Genomic DNA, 20622 nt, shown 5'->3' on the forward strand with positions numbered 1-20622 from the left:
CGGTATAATTGCGCCTGGATTTTTCGAGCACGATTAAAATTCGAGACAATTGCAGGAACCTTTAACTTGACTCAGCCAGCGTTTGAACACTATGAAATCAGTGTTGGAGTTTATCCCCGTAGAATACTTCTGAAGCAAGTGAAAATTAGTCTTCGTCATCAATAAATTCAGGCTCAACCTTTTCAAGACGCTCTTCTTTTAATATTGTAAACATCTTCGCCGCATCTTCTTTTTTAACAGTGTCACGCAACTCTTCCACGCGAGCTGTGACAATTTTTTGGCCAAAACGAATAGCTAGTTCGTCGCCAGCCTTCACACTACTACTAGCCTTCGCCACTTTACTATTAATCGTGATACGACCTTGGTCAGCGACTTCTTTTGCTAACGTACGTCGTTTTATTAATCGTGAAACTTTTAAATATTTATCTAATCGCATATTATTACTCCTTCTCAAGTTGCTTTGCTTCATGCCAAAAAGCATCTAATTGTTCTAGTGTATAATCTGAAAATGGCTTACCACTAGCTTTTACTTTCGCTTCAACATAGCCAAAGCGTCTTGCAAACTTCTCATTTGCATGCAGCATGGCCTCTTCGGGTGATAGCTTGTAAAAGCGAGCTAAATTAACGAGTGTAAATAACACATCTCCAAATTCATCGAGACGCGTCATATTAGACCCTTTCGCCACTTCATGACGGAATTCCTGCCACTCTTCTGCAAACTTATCCCATGCGCCATCTACATCAGGCCAATCAAAACCAACTTTAGCTGCCCTTTTTTGATAATTGTACGCTGTTTGCAGTGCAGATGACGCACGATATTCCTCTTCCAATAACGGCTTGTCGCTACTACCTTTTTCTTCAGCCTTGATCGCTTCCCAATTGGCAATGACACCGTCAGCATCCTCAACTGAGACATCTCCAAATACATGAGGATGACGACGAATCATTTTTTCACTAATTGAAGCCAAAACGTCCTCTAATGTGAAGTAGCCTTGATCTTCTCCAATTTGCGCATGTAGAAATACTTGTAATAACACATCTCCAAGCTCTTCAATCATCGCAAAATCATCTTCTGCGTCTACAGCAGCTAAATATTCATGTGCTTCCTCTAGTAAATATTTCTTTAGCGATTCATGTGTTTGCTTTTGATCCCACGGACACCCATTTGGTCCACGCAAAGTAGCAATAATTTGGCGGAAAGTTGCCCAATCACGTAACGCCTCCTCCTGAGAAGTCACCGGAGGCACATAAACCGTTGTTAAGTTATTTACTTCAACGCTTTGGTCAAGCTCATATAGCGGAACTGTCACTAGCTTTTCTTGAGAGGAACCCGCTGCTGTAACGACCGTTACTGGATATTCATCATCATATTTCTCCATCAATGTCAGCTTCACTTCCGACGCACTGAATGTATCATATACTTGTGCAATTAAAATGTGCTGGCGCATATTAATGTCATGCATCGAAAAGCTTGTGCCATCAAGTAATTGAAAGCCCTCAATTGGGTCAATTTTTAAGGCACCAAAAATAGGGTCTAAAAAGCTCTGACCACCTTCTATTACTACATTGACCTTATCTTCTTGTGCTGCTTGAATAAGAAGTTGAACAGTTTGCTCTGCAACTAGCGGATGACCAGGTACAGCGTACATCACATCTCCCATTGCAGTAGCCTCGATTAATCTTTGAGCAATTTCTTCATACACTGGCTGGAATGTACTATGCTTCTCATATACAGCGTCAAAGCTTTCAAATTGTAAGCCTTCGTTAGCTAGCTCCTCTAATACAGGGTGATCAACCGTCCGGACAAACAACTTCTTTGCCGCTATTAATTTTTTATAAACGCCCATTTGCAACTGATTGAAATCACCAGCGCCAAGGCCAATTATCGTTAATGTATTCAATAACTCCACCTACTTCTTTCTATTTAACCATAGTTGATAAACAGCCATTCTACGACCAAATGGCAGTAGATACCATTCCTTTTCAGCAAGTACTCGTAGCTTTGCAATGCAAGTAATCATCACCACTGCGCCAATACAAACCGCACTAAAGCCAGCAACCACAGCGACAAGGCGTTCAGATAAAAATCCATTTAGCAAAGCTGGGGTAAATTGTAGCCAAAGTATTACTGCCACTGACATACATAATGATGCAATACTAACCTTTTGATAAAAGCTTGCAGGTGCCAATTGAATGCCTGTAATTTTCTTTAAGTACAGCACGAGCGCTAATGCTGTGAACAAAAGTCCCACATTATTAGCAACAGCAGCGCCTAGAACACCAAACGGAGCAATTGAGAAGACATTCAGTAATACTTTCAATAAAAAACCTACAAATAAAAATAGAGCTGGCATTTTTAATTTCCCAAAACCTTGCAAAATAGCTGTAAATGTCAAAATAATTGACAACGGTACAATTTGTAGAACATATAACATAAGTACTTCTGATAGTGCATCTGTTTTAAATAACATTGCATTAATATAAGGCATGACTAATATTAGCCCTAGTGAAGCTGCCCAGCCAAACAATACAGAGGCCCTAAACGTAAGCTGTATAAACGGCATTGCACTGCGCCCATTTTGCTTGTTAGACATATGTGCAACAAGTGGCACAATAGCAAGCGATAATGAGGCAGCAATGACAACCCCTAGCTGCACCAATGGTTGTCCGCGGTCATAAATACCTTTTGTTTCCTTAGCTAATGTCTCGTCCATTCCACTATCTATGAGAAGTGAAAAAATAGTAAATGAATCGACAAGCTGATAGCCAAGCAATAACAAGCTACTCATACTGACACTTAAACTAAGCAATGTCACCTCTTTTAACACAGGAAAGCTTGCTATTCTTTGTTGTTGTTTGCCAATAAAAGAACCAAAGCGTTTTCTAAAAAGAAACGCAATTAATAATAAGCCAACTACTTCTCCGATGACCGTCCCAATAATAGCCATTTGTCCTGCCCCATAGAGGGATTTTGTTGTCGCCATAATTATAAACGTTCCTGCCAAAATAACGGAAACTCTTACCGTTTGCTCCAGTACTTGTGCATAAGCAATTGGCTCCATAATCCCTCTCGATTGAAAGCCACCCTTAAAAATAGCAAGTGCCGGCATTACTAATACAATAAAAGATCCTGTGCGTATTAATAGCGCAAGATTGGCATCACCCATCATGTTCGCAAGTACATCTGCTCCAGCAAATAAAACACCAAAAAATATGAAGGAAAGTACTGTTAAATAACGAAAAATAATCCGCATAATGCTTCGTCTTTTCTCTGTACGTTCTTCCTCGTCTACAATACAATCATTATCTGCAAGCATTTTTGAAATAGCTACTGCAAAACCACTTGATGTCCATACTACAAAGATGGATATTACAGGATACACTTGTTGATAAATGTAAAATCCTTCGTCACCAACTAGATTTTGAAAAGGTACACGATAAATTGCGCTTAAAACTTTCACAATGAGTGCTGCAATGGTTAGTAATGCCGCACCCTTCATGTAACTTTTCATACCAAATCGTTCCGACATAAATTATCCTCTTTCCTTCATTTAACAATGCCAATAGTATAGCATACCTCAAAAGTATGACGCTCACGTTAACACTGTCTCCGCTATCGGCACAGCATTATGTATACAAAAAAAGTTATTGTTCACCCTAAAAGAGTCATGACAATAACTTTCGATGTTCATCAATTATTCATTTGTTTTGCTAAGAAATTAGCAGCTGTTTCCACTACTTTTACTTCTACTTCGCCAACAAAATGTACTTTAGATAAAACAATGATACAACCAATTGGATCACCATTCACCATGATTGGTGTTGCACAATATGATTTAACTTGCTCATATTGTCCAGGAACAATTTCAATAGTTGTTTCCATTTTCTCAATTTTTGTTGAACGCTCATCCATAAAACCTTCTGCAAAAGATGTAATACGGCGATTGATATATTCTTTCTTGCCAATCCCTGCAACAGCGATTACTTCGTCTCGGTCTGTTACAAACGCTGGAGTGCCTAGCGTTTCATACAATGTTTCTACATACTCACGTGCGAATTCTCCTAAATCATTAATTGGAGAATACTTTTTCAAAATGATTTCACCTTCACGGTCCGTATAAATTTCTAACGGGTCACCTTCGCGAATACGTAGCGTTCTACGAATTTCTTTCGGTATTACCACACGTCCTAAATCATCTATACGACGAACAATTCCTGTTGCTTTCATGCTAAACTGCCTCGCTTTCGTATTCATTAAAATTTTTCTACAACAATAGTATGGTTTTTCTCAAGACAATCTATGCAAAAAATGAACGAAAAGGATTTTGAATCCAACATTATTTTTTTTAATAAAAATTTGTCTTTTCATACAATAAGGCTGAACTTGCCAATTTGTCAACAAGTTCAGCCTTTTTTCACATATTTTTTTTCGATTTTGCAATAATCTGCATTATTTCTTCTAATATATCAAAATGATGGTATTTATTGCATTTACGCTCATCAATTGTCAATATCAATTGCATACTATCCATACCAAAGCCAACAGCTCGCTCAAATTTCATCGTTTCAGTTACAATTTTACTGCCATCTACTTTTGCAGACCCCTCTTCAGATATCAAAATAGAGATAACCTTTTGCTTTTCTTTAATAGAGGAAACGCCCATTTCTAAGCCCCAAATTTTCATCCGTGCAATACGCAGTAATCGTTCTGTTTCAATCGGTAAATCACCGAAACGGTCTTGCAATTCTTCGATAATTTCTTCGTATTCCTCCACTTGGTCCATCGCTTTAATGCGCTTATACATTTGAATTTTTTGATAGCCATCCGGAATATACGTATCAGGAATATAAGCATCGACGTTCAATAAAATTTCTATCTCTGGCTTCTCCTCTTTTTTCACGCCAGTTTGTCGTTCTGCAATGGCCTCTTCTAACATTTGCGAGTACAAGTCAAAGCCAACAGAATCAATAAAGCCATGTTGCTGTGCACCTAATAAATTTCCAGCTCCTCGAATCGATAAATCACGCATAGCAATTTTAAAACCAGATCCGAGCTCCGTAAACTCTTTAATAGCTTGTAGTCGTTGCTCTGCTACATCTGTAAGTACTTTATCACGCTGATACATAAAGTAGGCATACGCTACTCGATTTGATCGACCTACACGACCTCGCAATTGATACAGTTGCGCTAAACCCATTCGATCTGCGTCATGGACAATAAGCGTGTTGACATTAGGAATATCTACTCCAGTCTCGATAATTGTAGTCGTTACAAGAACATCATAATCCCCTTCAATAAAGGCTAAGATGACAGATTCTAATTGTGCTTCAGTCATTTTGCCGTGTGCATGTCCGATACGTGCTTCAGGGACAAGCGTTTGAATTTCGTCAACCTTCCGTGCCATATCCTCTACTCGATTGTATAAGTAAAATACTTGACCACCACGTGCCATTTCACGCTCAATTGCTTCTCGTACTAGTGCACCACTATGCTCCATAACATAAGTTTGCACTGGGAAACGGTTTGCAGGAGGTGTTTCAATAACCGATAAATCACGCACACCTACCATAGACATATGCAGCGTTCTTGGAATAGGCGTTGCTGTTAAAGTTAACACGTCCACGTTCGTTTTCAACTGTTTAATTTTTTCCTTATGTGTCACACCAAAGCGCTGTTCCTCATCTACAATGAGTAGGCCAAGATCTTGGAACGTTAAATCTTTAGATAATATTCGATGAGTTCCTATTACAATATCAACTTGCCCCTCTTTTAAACCCTTTAATGTCGCTCCTTGCTCTTTTTTCGTACGGAAGCGAGATAGTAGGCCAACATTAATTGCAAAGTCCTGGAATCTCTCACGGATCGTCTCGTAGTGCTGCTGCGCTAAAATCGTCGTAGGCACGAGAAAGGCAACTTGCTTACCGTCTTGAATGGCTTTAAATGCAGCACGAATGGCTACTTCTGTTTTGCCATATCCTACGTCGCCACATACTAGGCGATCCATTGGGCGTTCTCGTTCCATATCACGTTTTACTTCAATAATTGAACGTAGCTGATCTTCTGTTTCTTCATAAGGGAATGATGTCTCAAAATTACGTTGATCATCATTATCAGGCGCAAAAGCATGCCCTTTTTCCGCTTCACGCTTAGCATAGAGCTTAATTAAATCATCTGCAATATCTTGAACGGCAGAGGAAACCTTTGCTTTAGCTTTTTTCCACTCCGCTCCACCTAATTTATGTAGCTTCGGTTCGCGATCTTCAGATGCCACATATTTTTGAATTAAATCAATTTGCTCCACAGGCACATATAATTTATCATCTGCGCGATATCGTATATGCAAGTAGTCTTTATGTGTCCCATTGACTACTAGTGTTTCTACACCGATATATTTCCCAATCCCATGGTGCACGTGCACCACATAGTCGCCCGGCTTAATTTCTGTATAGCTTTTAATACGCTCTGCATTTGTCATTTTTTGAGGTCGTGATTTTTTCTTTGCTTGCTGTTTAAATAATTCATCCTCTGTTACGACGGCCAAACGCTGCAAAGGCAATTCAAATCCACTTGATAATCCGCCTTCTACAATATAGAGACCAGACTCAGTCGGCTCCCCAATTGTTGCATGAATGTCGTATTCCTCAAGCATTTGCTGTACACGCTTCACGCGGTTTTTATCCCTAGCTACGATAAGCACCGTAAATTTACCGAGCTGCCATCGTTCAACTTCATTTTGTAATAATGCCATCTGCCCGTGGAATTGCTGCATCGGCTTACATGAAAAATTAGTTGTCTTATTAAAGGTAATACCAGCAAATGTACGTGAAAATAATGAGAAATATAGCTTCTGCTGTGAAAGCATTGCCAAAATTTCCTTTAAAGAGAAGGCTGGCTTCACATCATGTACCATTTTCCCCTCTTCAATCAGTGATAAAAACCACTCTTCTTCTTCACGCTCCCATGCATCCATTACTTCTTGAATGCGGCCAAGCTCATCAAATAATACGATGCCATCCTGTGCAAAATAATCGCCTAAATAAGCCGTTTTATCATATAACAATGAGCCATATTTATTAACGAAATCTGGGAGGTTTCCTTGCTGCAACAGTTCAATATCGTATTGAATATGTTGATACAGAAGCTCTTTCGTCTCCTGTTTCTTTACTTTTTTTAAGCTTGTCGCTAACGCAATTTCTAAACGACCTGCTAAAGCTATTCTTTCTTCCTTTGTCAAAATTACTTCTGATGCAGATAAAATACGAACTTTTTGTAATTTATCAATTGAACGCTGATCATCTGCAGAAAATGTACGAATCGAGTCTACTTCCGTATCGAATAACTCTATTCGAATAGGTGCTTCTAAATACGGAGGATATATATCTAAAATGCCTCCACGCAACGCAAATTCACCAGGCGTAGTTACCATTGAGTTACGGACATATCCCATCGCTACGAGCGTTTGAAGCCATTCCTCTATTTGTACTTCCTCACCTACGGCCGTCTGTAAAAAATAATGTATCCAATGTTCTTTCGGGGGCATCATTTTTCGCAAGCCAGCAATAGGTATAATGTAAACGGCCTTTTCACCTCTCGCTAGACAATCAAGCGTTGCGATACGCTCTGCTCGAAGCTCTGGAGAGGCCACTGATAAGTCTGCTGCAATAAACTCATCTGCTGGGTAATAGTGGACATATTCCTCTCCTAATAACCCTACAAGCTCATCCGCCATTTTTTGTGCCTGCAATAAGTTGGGTGACACAATATAAATTGGTTTTTGTACATGGTCAAATAACGCATCGACCATAATTGGCCGTGCGCTTCCTGTTAAACCTGTAATGAGCTGAGATGCTGTATTGCCGCTCTGAATCTCCTGTAAAAATGATGTGATATGTTTGTCCTGCGACACAATCTGTCGTAAAACTTCCACAGTCAAAAGCTCCTTTCAGCGCGAAAATTCTAATTATTCAATGTGCTCATACTATCAATCTAGTACGATATTACACATTTCATTTGTCTAATTATCAAGTTCACCTTTGTATAATTGTCCTAGTCATTAAACTCTCGGTTTATAAAACATAACGCACTCATATACATCATGTTTATTATCCTTGCATTACTATTAAAAGCAGCGTAAATTTCTACTTCAAAAAATAAAAACGGAAAAAGCTTTGAACGCACGCAATGTGCGCCAAAGCATCCTTCCATTATTGAATCCATTTATTGAGTGCGTGATAATCTGGATATTGTCTAAGCGAATCCTCACATTGCTCACAAATGCAGTGTACAGTCGTTTGTCCATGTTGATCCTTTTCAACATAATCATCTGCCTCACCTAATTCGAAAATATGCAACTTTCGAATTGTATCATCTGCATCAAATGGTAGTGTTCCTATTTCTACTTCACAATGCCTACAACGGTAGCGAATTGCCATCTCCAAATCATCCTCCTTTAAGCAACTTACTACTTAAAGTATAGACATTTTGGAAAAGGATTATGCACCGTTAAATTGGCTCATCACATCAAGAAATGGTTTTGAAAGAGACGCTTCTATTGCATTAACACTATTATCAATAGCATCTGCCATAACAATATTGTCTTCTTTAGAAAACTTCGATAGCACATAATCCGCTACCTTCATGCCAGCCGGTGGACGACTCACACCAATACGAATTCGATTAAATTCCTGTGTTCCTAAATGTTGAATCAAAGATTTAATGCCGTTATGTCCACCTGCACTACCTTTTTGACGCAAACGCAATTTTCCTGTTTCTAAATCTAAATCATCATAGATTACAATTAAATCTTTTACATCAATATCAAAATAGTCCATGAGAGGTCTAACGCATTCACCTGATAAGTTCATATATGTTAAAGGCTTAACAAGTAGAACCTTTCCTTCAGGACGATGTACTGTCGCATACATGCCATTGAATTTTGAAGTTGCTAACGGAGCATCCCACTTTTTAGCTAATGCATCAATTACATCAAATCCAATATTATGTCTTGTATGCTCATAAGGTTTACCTGGATTTCCTAAACCAACGATAATTTTCATAAGTACCTCACTTCTTTCAATCTAATAGTCATTATTTTACCATACTGAGCTATAAGAAAACATTTCGTTCATCCCAGTATGAACAAATATAAGTATGATAAAAATTTATCGCGCCGTCGTAAAAACCATTAATTTTTACTACAACAAAAAAAGCTATCGAGTCCGTCTTTTACGACTTCCTCGATAGCCTTCCCTTCAAACATACATTTAACCTTATGACTCAACGCTTTCTTCAACTTCAGTATCGTCATCTGCCGAAACTGTTGGCGCCATAATTGTTACTAAAATATGATCATCTTCGTTCACAATTTCAAAATCCACATGATCGCGAATATCCGCTACCATAATAGTTTCTCCAATTGCTAGTTTCGTAATATCAATTTCTAATGTTTCTGGAATATCAGTAGGTTTAACTTTTATTTTCACTTCCAAATTCGGCTGCATTAAAATGCCACCTTCACTTACACCAGCTGATTCTCCAACAAGTGTTACCGCTACGTCTACTTCTAATTCTTCAGACATATTAATTGCTAAAAAATCAACATGATTCACTTCATCTTTCAGTGTACATCTTTGTACTTCTGATACAACGACATTTACCCTTTCACCATCTAACTCCACCGGAATGACACCATTACGTCCGTTTTTTTGAACGAACTGTCTAAATTCTTTCGCTGAAATAGAAATTGGGGTTGAATCTAGTTTGTAGCCATAAATAACAGCAGGAATGGCTCCCCCTTTTCTAAGTTGGGTTAATGTTGAACGATGCCCAGCTTCGCGTTTATTTACACTTAACACTGTACTCATACTATACCTTCCCCTTCCAAGAAAATTATTTATGCCTTAACACTGATGCCACATGCCAATTACAGAATTTAATATAAAAAATGCTATCTTCTGTTATTAGTTTATGACAGTCGCTAAAGGCTTTAATAATATTTACATCTCATTTCTCTAATAAACGTAAATATTACACAGTAACAAATACTATTATACCCTTTAATTAGAATATTCAAACTTAACAACTATACAAAAAGGACAAATCTACTCATAAATGTAGATTTGTCCTTTTTTTGTCACACATTATGCTATATCAAATATATATTTATTCTAATTAAAATTAATCGAATAAAGTACTTACTGATTTGTTTTCGTATACACGAGAAATTGCATCTGCCATTAATTTAGCTACTGAAAGCTCTGTAATTTTTGGTGATTTTTTCTCATCAGAAAGTTGAATTGTATTTGTTACTACTAATTCTTTAATTGCAGAGTTTTCAATACGCTCGATTGCTGGACCTGATAGTACTGGGTGTGAGCAGCAAGCATATACTTCTTTGGCTCCAGCAGCACGTAAAGCGTCAGCGCCAATTGTAATTGTACCTGCAGTATCGATAATATCATCAATCAAGATTGCCACTTTACCATCAACATTACCAACGATATTCATCACTTCCGCAACATTTGGTTTTGGACGGCGTTTGTCAATAATTGCAATCGGTGCTTTTAAACGTTCTGCCATTTTACGCGCACGAGTTACTCCACCGTGGTCAGGAGAAACAATTACGATTTCCTCAGAAGGAATACCTTTAGATTTGAAGTAATCAGAAAGTAAAGGTACCGCCATTAAGTGGTCAATTAAAATATCGAAGAAACCTTGGATTTGTGGTGCGTGTAAGTCTAAAACGATAACACGTGTTGCACCAGCCGTTTCAAGTAAGTTTGCCACTAATTTAGCTGTAATTGGCTCACGCGCTTTTGCTTTACGGTCTTGACGAGCATAACCATAATAAGGCATTACAACGTTAACTGTACGAGCAGATGCGCGCTTCACGGCATCTACCATAATTAAAAGCTCCATTAAATGTTCGTTTACAGGTGCAGAAGTAGACTGCACGATAAACACATCACAACCACGAATACTTTCTTCAATACTAATTTGAATCTCTCCATCGCTAAAGTGCTTAACTGAAGATTTCCCTAATTCAACTCCCATTTCTTGCGCAATTTCTTGGGCTAGTGGGTTATTAGAATTGAGTGAAAATATTTTTAATTGTGAGTTTGCATATTGATACGGCATGATGGCCTCCTGTTTATTTGATAATTATTTTGAATTTAATTTGCTTACATAATTCGGTTTGTTTTCTTGTCTTGCACGAGCAATTGCTAGTGCATCCTCAGGAACTTCTTTTGTAATTGTAGATCCTGCTGCAATAAATGAACCTTTTCCAACTTTCACTGGCGCTACTAAGTTAGTATTACATCCTACAAATACATCATCTTCAATAATTGTTTGGAACTTGTTTTTCCCATCATAGTTTACTGTAATAGAACCACAGCCAACATTGACGTTATTGCCTATTTCAGCATCTCCAATATAGCTTAAATGAGATACTTTTGTGTCGTTACCTAATTTACTTTTCTTCACTTCTACAAAGTTACCGATTTTAACATGGCTACCGATATCAGAAAGTGGGCGAATATGTGCAAAAGGTCCAATTGCTGTATCTTCCGCTACAGTGCTTTCTCGTACAACAGATGAATGCACAGAAGTACGATCACCAATACGGCTATCGATAATTTGTGTATTTGGGCCGATTAAACAATCTTCTCCAATTACAGTTGCACCTTCAATCATAGAGCCTGGTTGAATCACTGTATCACGACCAATTACTGCATCCGCGCTAATGTACGTAGCATTTGGATTAATGATCGACACGCCATTACGCATATGACGCTCATTAATACGCGTACGCATTAACTCTTCCGCTTGTGACAATGCCACACGGTCATTCACACCGAGTGTTTCTTCAAAATCATCCGTTACATAAGCTTCAACGATATCGCCTTGTTTTTGTAAAATTTCAATTACATCAGGTAAATAATACTCACCCTGTGCATTATCATTTTTCACAAGTTTTAACGTTTCAAATAATGCTTGGTTATCGAAGCAATATGTCCCAGTATTAATTTCTTTCACTCGTTGCTGCTCTTCACTTGCATCTTTTTGTTCAACAATTTGCTCCACCTGCCCACCATCGCCACGTAAAATACGACCATAGCCAGTTGGATTTTCAGCAACAGCAGTTAAAATTGTTGCTTTTGCATTTTTTGCTTGATGATGCTCAAATAAAGCTTTCATCGTTTCAGGGCGAATAAGTGGCGTATCTCCACAAACAACTAATGTTGTTCCTTGCTCGCTTCCTAAAATTGACTCTGCTTGTTGTACTGCATGTGCTGTACCTAATTGTTCAGCTTGTAAAACATACTCGCTCTTATCTCCAAGTTGTTGTTTTACTTTTTCTGCACCATGTCCTACAACCGTTACGATGCGGTTCACATCTAACGTTTGAATGTGATCCACTACATGCTGTACCATGGGTTTCCCACATACTGGATGGAGCACTTTATATAATTTGGACTTCATACGTGTACCTTGACCTGCAGCCAAAATGACAGCAAAAATATTGCTCATCAGTAAGTCCTCCAATACGCTCATTTTCTCTTATGACTATATAGCAAAATTCATCTATTTTCAAGGCATGTAGAATTGACTAAACGGTGAATTCCTAAATCAAACACACCTTATGCTCGAATGTAATGAGCTATGCACTACAAATTGCTGTTTTTCTCTTTTTTGAAAATAAAAAGAACTCCTCAATAATTGAAGAGTTCTTTTTATTTTCTTCCGCCAAAAGGATACTTATTTGTAAATAACCTTTAAACGAGTATTTATTTTCATAAAACTATACGCCAATTCCTTCTAATTCAACTGCTTGTTCTGACTCTGGTAAATCGCTAGAGTTATGGTAAGCATTTAAAATAATTTCTTGAATTTTGTTACGTGTCGTAGAATTGATAGGATGCGCAATATCTCTAAATTCGCCATCTGGTGTACGTTTACTCGGCATAGCGACGAACAAGCCTGTATTCCCATCAATAACGCGGATATCATGTACCACAAACTCATTGTCGAGTGTAATGGAAGCAATCGCACGCATGCGACCATCCGTTTGTACATGACGTAATCTTACATCAGTAACTTCCATTTTCTCACCACCTCTCATCTTAGATGCCTAAATGAAAATATTATATTCATATTACCGAATATTTCCCTTTTCATAGTCTACCAAATTTTCTAAAAAATTTGAATACTTCATTTTTAATTTGTTATAATATTTTCTCTAGTTTACGGTAAATTTGACAATTGTTTGTCAAATTTTAAAAAACTAATTAATTACGCGGCGTAATTGCGACTTTTTAGATCCATTAACTTGTTTCAACAGTGGTTTGATTCCACACTGAAATCAGTGCATATTTAGTTTTTATTCGGCTCTTTAAGAATTAGAAGGCATATTTAAAGCAAGTAAAAAAAAGCCCTATAAAAGAACTTTCAGCCTTTTGATGCTCATAAATTAGAATACTCTACCAACGTGTTCCGTTGTTTGGAGTGAAAGACCGCCACTTCTGCTCAGCACAGCACATAACGTAATGCGTAACAAACCTTGTCTTAGCGAGTTACGGCTTACAGAGTGCTGTAAAGAAAGCGCCACACGCCACGTAAATGAACGGCAGTAATAATCTATAATAAAAGAATAAAAGCCCTTTAAAAGAGCTTTCGTTCTTTTAAAGGGCTACTAATTTTTATTTTACGATTGCGATAACTTCTATTTCTACTTTCACATCTTTTGGTAAACGTGCTACTTCCACTGCTGAACGAGCTGGTTTATGCTCTCCAAAATGACTTGCATATACTTCGTTCATTGCAACAAAGTCATTCATATCCTTCATAAAGACTGTTGTTTTTACTACATTGTCTAGTGATGAGCCTGCAGCCTCTAGCACTGCCTTTAGATTAGCAAATACTTGGTGCGTTTGAGCGACAATATCACCCTCTACTAATTCGCCTGCTGCAGTTAATGGAATTTGACCTGAACTATAAAACATCCCATTAACGATCATTCCTTGTGCATATGGTCCAATTGCTGCTGGTGCATTCGTTGTAGATACTACATTCATTTGTCATTTCTCCCTTTTTGTAAAATAATTGCCTTCACTTAATGCAATCGTACGATCTTTTTCATTGACCTCATGAAGCTTTACAAGTGAATAGTAATCATCTACTAAAGTTTCGTCTGCATGCTCTGCCTCAACTAGCACAGCGATGCCTGCTAATTGACAGTCAAACTCTTCTAATAGATTCTTCATGCCGTTCATCGTACCACCGACCTTCATAAAGTCATCGGTAATAAGTACACGCTGTCCACTCTTCATGCTTCTTTTAGATAATACCATTGTCTGAATTCTTCGAGAAGAACCAGATACATAGTTTATACTGACTGTAGAGCCTTCTGTTACTTTGCTATCTCTACGAACCACAACAACTGGAACGTTTAAATGCCTTGCAATGGCATGGGCAATAGATATTCCTTTTGTTGCTACTGTCATAATAACATCGATTTGCTGGTCAGCAAATGCAGATGCAAAAACCTTCCCAACTCGATTAATTAAATCTGGATTGCCCAATAAATCCGTCATAAATAAATAGCCACCAGGTAACAAACGATCTGAATGTTCAAGCTCGGCTTTTAAATCCTGGATGACTAAACGAACTTCCTCTTCGGACATTTTAGGAATATACTTCACACCACCTGCTGCTCCTGGCACTGTTATCAATAACCCGATTCCTTTTTCTTCGAAAGTTTCTTTAACAATCGTTAAATCTTCACTAATCGAAGACTTTGCGGATTGATATAATTCTGAAAAATAAGTTAGCGGGATCAGCTGATGTGGATGTTCTAGTAAATAGTACGTCATATCAACTAGTCGTTCACTACGCTTCCATTTCATGCGACCCTCTCCTAAACACGAATATTTATAGGTAAAATTAACACAATTATGCGTTTTTAAGCAAGCGTATTACGCTCCCCTAATATACGCACAGCATATACTTCTTCACAAAAGCCTCGTAAGCCATTGTAAATTCGGCTCACCCGGGCCTCAGTATCCACGAGACCAAAGACCGTTGGACCGCTTCCGCTCATTAACGTAGCATCTGCCCCAAAGCGCTTCATCTGTTCTTTTAACATAATAACTTCCGGGTGTAACTTAAATGTTACAGTTTCCAAAACATTTCCTAAAGATGCACATAATAGATCATAACTTTCTGTTTCAATTGCTTTGATCATTTGCTTTGTATTAGGGTGCTCAAGCCCTTCAACCTTTAAGCCTCCATATACTTCTGCTGTTGACACCCCGATTTTAGGCTTAGCTAACACGACCCAACAGCTTGGCGGTGCAGGTAATTCTTGAATTTTCTCCCCTCGCCCAGTTGCTAGTGCAGTACCTCCGTATACACAAAAAGAAACATCTGAGCCGATTTTAGCACCAAGCTCCGCTAGCTCGTCTATTGATAGCTTTAAATTCCAAAGCTCATTTAAACCTTTTAGTGTTGCCGCGGCATCGCTACTGCCTCCTGCAAGACCTGCTGCAATCGGTATTTCTTTTTCAATTGTAATGGATACACCTTGTCTAATGCCGTATGTATCTTTTATAAGACGCGCTGCTTGATAAGCAAAATTGCGGTGATCATTTGGTACGAAATTATCCGTTGAAATAATTTCAATTACTCCATCTTCACGAGATTCTAAGCTAATGCGATCTGCCAAATCGACAGTCGTCATGACCATCTCCACTTCGTGATAATTATCTGGTCGTTTATAAAGAACATCTAATGTTAAATTAATTTTTGCAGGCGCCTTTACATAAAGCATCTTACTTCCTCCCTCATAACTACACGCATAAACAGCCGTTCATTTTTCGCGCAAGATAATTCATTTTATTTTACCATAATGAGAAAGCAAACTGAAAAAAGAACCGTTTTAAAAACGGTTCTCTCTCGTCAGTTGTTTTGTTGTGTTCAGCATCGGCTCATTTCCTAGCTGAATGAAGTAAAAAATGTAAACAAGTTATTTTATGCGAAGTACACTACTTCCGCTCTTGCTCACTGCTTGCTCTTTCCGCCATCTCAATGGCACGTTTCACCATATTACCAGCATCTCGAGCTTTAATTCCACCCCAACCTTCTTTTTGCACAACATCATAAAATCCAAGTTCTTTGGCGATCTCTTCTTTTAAACGAGGTGACATGATTCCCTTTCTAGGCATGCAAACTCCTCCTTTAACAACTGACGAAATTAGTATGTCCGATAAAACGAAAAACACTCATGTAGTTTTTAACATACATGAGTGCTTCAAAATATAGAAATAAGTACTAGAAACTATTTCGCGACAGCAGCCTGTGCTTCGTCTAAAAATGTAATCTCTACTGCCTCAGTTAAAATATCTGTGTAGCTATACGATACGCGCTTGCACGTATTGTCTTCTTGATCAAGTTCAACTACAAAAATTGCACGATATGTTTCACGCAATATCCCTGCACACTCGACCGTTTTCTTGCGACCACCGTTTGCTTTTAACTGCAAACGTTTACCCAAATGACAATCCAACGACTTTTTAATGTCCGCTAAAGTTTTTGGCATTTTCGCTTACACCTCACTATTAATTAGTATAAGGGATACGCCCAAAAATGTCAACAAAATATAATATTTTATCAGCCCTTTATAAATGTTGTCAACTTATTTTTTTAAAAAAAATACGTTTTTTTTCATTTTGAATGAAAATGTAACATATATTTTCACTTTGAAAAGGTTGGATATAAGGCATCCGCTAACTTTCCAAACTCCTGAATTGACAACGTCTCACCACGACGAGTTGGTTCAATATTCACAGATTCTAAAGCTTCAATTATTTTTTCTTTATTTGCCTTACCGTTTGGTAGACCTGATTGTAAATTATTTAAAATTGTTTTACGGCGCTGTACAAATGAAGCGCGTGTTACTACGAATAGGAAATCCTCATCAATAACATTTACTGGTGGCTCATCATGCTTAATTAGGCGAATAACCGCTGAATCTACATTTGGTTGTGGCATAAAAACAGTTTTTGGCACGGTCATAGCAATTTCAGCCTTCACATAATACTGAATTGCAATAGATAGTGAACCATATTCTTTTGTTCCTGGTTTTGCTGTAATCCGATCAGCGACTTCCTTTTGCATCATCACAACAAATCCACGAATTGGTAAACGATCATTTAGCAATTTCATTAAAATAGGCGTCGTAACATAATAAGGCAAATTAGCAACAACCATAATATCTTCGATGCCTGGCATTTCTTCCTCAATGACCTTCGCCACATCTGCCTTTAAAATATCAGAATGAACGATAGACACGTTATTATATGGACTTAATGTATCTGCTAGTACTGGTAATAAGCGCTGATCTATTTCAAACGATACGACCTTTTTTGCGCTGCGTGCTAAATGCTCTGTTAATGCGCCAATCCCAGGCCCTACTTCAATTGCGCCACTATTTTCCGTTAAATTTGCATGACTAACGATGTTTCTTAAAATATTTGGGTCAATTAAAAAATTTTGGCCTAAACTTTTTTTAAACGAAAATCCATATTTCTTCAAAATTTCCTGTGTTCGAATTGGTGTTGCAATATCCTTATGCATTATTTTCCTCCTGATCTACCTGTGCGACAGCTGCACCAAATTGCTGTTCTGTTATTTGAAACATTTTCAATCTTTTATGAAGTTGTTTACCATTTGTTGCACCTATATTTAATATTTCTCCTAGACGATCTCGGCGGCTTTTCGCCGATGGATGACCAATTAAGCGAGCAGTCATTAAATCTTCTAGTGTAATATCATCAGCAATGGGCTCAGTGCTATTTGGAGTATAAACAAGACTCAATGCCTCACGAATATCCTCATCTGCCGCATGCTCAATACCTAAACCTTTACCATTCTTCGCAATTGTTTTGGATTTTGGTAAAAAGGCATGTTTAACACCTTGTACGTGTTGTTCAATAATTGCTCGAATTCGGCGCCCTGGATAATCAGGGTCTGTAAATACTATGACACCTCGTTTATCCTGTGCATGCTGAATCCGTTTAAGCGTCTCTTCTGAAATGGCCGATCCATTCGTTTCAATTGTATCTGCCTGAACAGCTCGCTTAATTGCGGTTGTATCATCTTTTCCTTCAACGACAATCACTTCTTGAATTTGCAAAAAGGCTCCTCTTTTCTACCTTATCTTCAGACCATTTTACAACTGACCTGTATGATTGTACAGAAATACAAAGCTTTTGCCTGGTATACGTGAAAAAGCTTTCCTGCCAGTCAATACAGGAAAGCCAATGTATGCTTAGTGAAAAAATTTTGATATTTTTTACAATTTTTTTAATTTAATACTTTAATACGCACTTTCTTGCGTCCCCAATTACGAGCTTGTGCATCTGATTGTACTAGTATGTCGATCTTATTACCCTTAATTGAACCACCAGTATCCCCAGCAATCGCTGTTCCATAGCCTTCAACCCAAACTTTTGAGCCTAGTTTAATAACAGATGGATCTACTGCAATTACCTTTAAACCAGAATCTGAACGTAAGTTAATGCCAGTAGCTGATGTTCCTGAACAACCTTTACAGTAAGGTGTATATGCGGTTGCAGTTACATAAAACTCTTTCCCACTAGATGGCTCCGCTGAACCACGAGACACAGTTGTAGTGCTAGCTACTAATTGTTTAGTACCAACTGCAACTACTTGTTTCTTTGGCTCATTTATGACTTTTTCAGATTGTAAATTTTTCGCGACAATTTTGCCGTTTTCTTTAACGACTTCATACGTTCGAGAAATTTTACCCTTCTCGCCCGTTGTTACTACTTTTTGTTTCCCTTTTAGCAAAGAAGCATCCTGCTTCTTTTCAATTGCGAAATCTAATGAGTCTTCCACTACATCGATAACCTTTTCTACGCGAACTACTGCGATTTTACTCTCTGGAGTGATAACGTCCTCCAGGTTATTCTCGACACGATCGAATTCATTTAGCTGAATTCCCTGTTGTTTTAAAAAGTTAGCGACCGTAGTCGAAGTGGACCAAACTTGTCTATTTTCTAAACCATCGACAAGCGTTACCTGAAACGCTTTTTGAATATCGATTTTGTTATCTGCTCCTACTTCTGTATCCAAGCTCTGCTTTAATGTATCATGCTCTGATACTTCGATATTTGCTTCCTTCAAAATGTTCTTCACTAGTTTTTCAGTTGTCCAAACTTTTGACTGATTTCCATCAACTGAAATTGTTACTTCTTTTGCCTGTTCCCAAGTAATTGCTAATCCATTAACAATTTTGGCATTCAGAGAGGGTGATATTTTATCATGCGCTGCTACGTCTATATTTTGATTTTGTAATAGTTCTTCTACAGTTTTGGCATGTGTTGCTACTTCAATTGCATCCCCGTTAGCGCTAAGCGTTACGGTTTTTTTAGTACCTTGGAAAAGTACGAATGAAATTACTGATACAAACAGGACAATTGAAACAATTCTTATCACTGTTTGCTTACTCCTCAATGATCCTAAGAACAAGTTTTTCATGGAATTATTTGACATGAAAAAACGCCTCCTTAATACAAAGTTGGATTATACGGACTAGAATTAGCACTGTCAACCCGATTGTATTTCAAAAAAATTTGACCATGCTATTTTAGCCAACCGCAAACACAGTATTGGAGGCACTTTAGCTAGTTAATCGTCAATCCTAAAAAATTTTTTTGCATTGGCAGTCGTAACTTGAGCAACTTCCTCAATTGATATTTCTCTTAAACGTGCAATTTCCTCTGCAACTAACGGCACCAATGCTGGTTCGTTACGTTTACCGCGATAGGGATGTGGCGCTAAATATGGCGCATCCGTTTCAATCATCAAGTGCTCTAAAGGTATTTCCATTGCCACTTCCTTCGGCATACGTGCATTTTTAAAAGTCACTGGTCCACCAAGACTAATCATAAAATTCATCCCAATACATTGACGGGCAGTTTCTACACTTCCGCTATAACAATGCATTACGCCTCCAACAGAAGCTGCGTTTTCTTCACGCAAAATGTTGACAACATCTGCTGTCGCCTCTCTGTTATGAATAATAATTGGTAAATTAACTTTTTGTGCTAAATGAATTTGCTTACGAAAAAGGGCTTGTTGAACATCTTTGGGTGATTTATCCCAATAATAGTCTAATCCTGTTTCGCCAATTCCGACGACCTTAGGATGTGCAGCCAATTCTTCGATCCATTTTAAATCCTCTTCAGTACAATCAATGGCATCTACTGGATGCCAACCAATAACACCATAAATAAAATCATATTGCTCTACTAATTCCATTGTTTTTTCAATCGTTTTACGATCAAATCCTACAACTACCATAGTTTCAACTTTTGCTTCAAGGGCTCGATCAATGACTTCTTGTAAGTCTTCTTGATACTGCTCTGCATTCAAATGTACATGTGTATCGATAAACATTGCCATTCTCCTAACATTGATTTTATTAAAAATTATTATTTCATATTTTGCATCAGTATTACAAATTTGTTACAAACAATTTAGTATTGTGACAATACACATATATTTATTCGCCATAAGTATTACCATATACCTAAAAT

The 20622-nt window shown here is 37.9% G+C and carries 20 protein-coding genes; all 20 read right to left on the reverse strand.

Annotated elements, in window-relative coordinates:
- Positions 1-145 precede the first annotated feature (145 nt).
- Entirely contained in the window at positions 146-436 is a 291-nt protein-coding gene (locus ACIP9C_RS22345) for an RNA-binding S4 domain-containing protein (protein ID WP_228134262.1), read from the reverse strand.
- Positions 437-440: 4 nt separating this feature from the next.
- A complete protein-coding gene (gene yabN / locus ACIP9C_RS22350) occupies positions 441-1901 on the reverse strand; it encodes a bifunctional methyltransferase/pyrophosphohydrolase YabN (protein WP_401014847.1) in 1461 nt (486 codons plus the stop codon).
- Positions 1902-1910: 9 nt separating this feature from the next.
- A complete protein-coding gene (locus ACIP9C_RS22355; RefSeq protein ID WP_401014850.1) occupies positions 1911-3530 on the reverse strand; it encodes a putative polysaccharide biosynthesis protein in 1620 nt (539 codons plus the stop codon).
- Positions 3531-3691: 161 nt separating this feature from the next.
- The gene (gene spoVT, locus ACIP9C_RS22360) at positions 3692-4228 is read right to left on the reverse strand and encodes a stage V sporulation protein T (protein ID WP_107896456.1); all 537 of its coding nucleotides are present in this window, start codon (positions 4226-4228) and stop codon (positions 3692-3694) included.
- A 187-nt stretch (positions 4229-4415) separates the two neighbouring features.
- Positions 4416-7928, reverse strand: a complete 3513-nt coding sequence (gene mfd, locus ACIP9C_RS22365; protein ID WP_401014852.1) for a transcription-repair coupling factor — start codon at positions 7926-7928, stop codon at positions 4416-4418.
- Between the two features lie 277 nt (positions 7929-8205).
- Positions 8206-8433 (reverse strand): anti-sigma-F factor Fin, encoded by a 228-nt coding sequence (locus ACIP9C_RS22370; RefSeq protein ID WP_228134495.1) that lies wholly within the window; start codon positions 8431-8433, stop codon positions 8206-8208.
- Positions 8434-8493: 60 nt separating this feature from the next.
- Positions 8494-9057, reverse strand: coding sequence for an aminoacyl-tRNA hydrolase (gene pth, locus ACIP9C_RS22375; protein ID WP_340821444.1), 564 nt, complete (start codon positions 9055-9057; stop codon positions 8494-8496).
- A 213-nt stretch (positions 9058-9270) separates the two neighbouring features.
- Positions 9271-9864 carry a 50S ribosomal protein L25/general stress protein Ctc gene (locus tag ACIP9C_RS22380; protein ID WP_401014856.1) on the reverse strand — a complete coding sequence of 198 codons (594 nt, stop codon included), beginning with the start codon at positions 9862-9864 and terminating at the stop codon, positions 9271-9273.
- 313 nt (positions 9865-10177) lie between these two features.
- Positions 10178-11137, reverse strand: a complete 960-nt coding sequence (locus tag ACIP9C_RS22385) for a ribose-phosphate diphosphokinase (RefSeq protein ID WP_228134256.1) — start codon at positions 11135-11137, stop codon at positions 10178-10180.
- A 24-nt stretch (positions 11138-11161) separates the two neighbouring features.
- Positions 11162-12532 (reverse strand): bifunctional UDP-N-acetylglucosamine diphosphorylase/glucosamine-1-phosphate N-acetyltransferase GlmU, encoded by a 1371-nt coding sequence (gene glmU, locus ACIP9C_RS22390; RefSeq protein ID WP_401014859.1) that lies wholly within the window; start codon positions 12530-12532, stop codon positions 11162-11164.
- A gap of 271 nt (positions 12533-12803) precedes the next feature.
- Complete coding sequence (spoVG, locus tag ACIP9C_RS22395; protein WP_401014862.1) at positions 12804-13106, reverse strand: septation regulator SpoVG; 303 nt, start codon at positions 13104-13106, stop codon at positions 12804-12806.
- Between the two features lie 595 nt (positions 13107-13701).
- A complete protein-coding gene (locus ACIP9C_RS22400; RefSeq protein ID WP_340821450.1) occupies positions 13702-14076 on the reverse strand; it encodes a RidA family protein in 375 nt (124 codons plus the stop codon).
- A gap of 3 nt (positions 14077-14079) precedes the next feature.
- Complete coding sequence (gene purR / locus ACIP9C_RS22405) at positions 14080-14907, reverse strand: pur operon repressor (RefSeq protein WP_340821451.1); 828 nt, start codon at positions 14905-14907, stop codon at positions 14080-14082.
- 56 nt (positions 14908-14963) lie between these two features.
- Entirely contained in the window at positions 14964-15830 is an 867-nt protein-coding gene (gene ispE, locus ACIP9C_RS22410; protein ID WP_401014866.1) for a 4-(cytidine 5'-diphospho)-2-C-methyl-D-erythritol kinase, read from the reverse strand.
- 214 nt (positions 15831-16044) lie between these two features.
- Positions 16045-16224 (reverse strand): small, acid-soluble spore protein, alpha/beta type, encoded by a 180-nt coding sequence (locus ACIP9C_RS22415; protein ID WP_004229193.1) that lies wholly within the window; start codon positions 16222-16224, stop codon positions 16045-16047.
- Positions 16225-16337: 113 nt separating this feature from the next.
- Positions 16338-16598, reverse strand: a complete 261-nt coding sequence (gene veg, locus ACIP9C_RS22420) for a biofilm formation stimulator Veg (protein ID WP_010857021.1) — start codon at positions 16596-16598, stop codon at positions 16338-16340.
- A 155-nt stretch (positions 16599-16753) separates the two neighbouring features.
- The gene (gene rsmA / locus ACIP9C_RS22425) at positions 16754-17635 is read right to left on the reverse strand and encodes a 16S rRNA (adenine(1518)-N(6)/adenine(1519)-N(6))-dimethyltransferase RsmA (RefSeq protein WP_401014870.1); all 882 of its coding nucleotides are present in this window, start codon (positions 17633-17635) and stop codon (positions 16754-16756) included.
- Positions 17628-18194 (reverse strand): ribonuclease M5, encoded by a 567-nt coding sequence (rnmV, locus tag ACIP9C_RS22430; RefSeq protein WP_401014873.1) that lies wholly within the window; start codon positions 18192-18194, stop codon positions 17628-17630. Before rnmV ends, rsmA begins: the two co-directional genes overlap by 8 nt.
- 170 nt (positions 18195-18364) lie before the next feature.
- Entirely contained in the window at positions 18365-19576 is a 1212-nt protein-coding gene (locus tag ACIP9C_RS22435) for a resuscitation-promoting factor (RefSeq protein WP_401014877.1), read from the reverse strand.
- Between the two features lie 135 nt (positions 19577-19711).
- Positions 19712-20482: a TatD family hydrolase gene (locus ACIP9C_RS22440; protein WP_401014880.1), complete on the reverse strand. Its 771-nt coding sequence runs from the start codon at positions 20480-20482 to the stop codon at positions 19712-19714.
- Between the last annotated feature and the right edge of the window lie 140 nt (positions 20483-20622).

Source organism: Lysinibacillus sp. NPDC093210, from assembly GCF_044753985.1.
GTDB lineage: Bacteria > Bacillota > Bacilli > Bacillales_A > Planococcaceae > Lysinibacillus.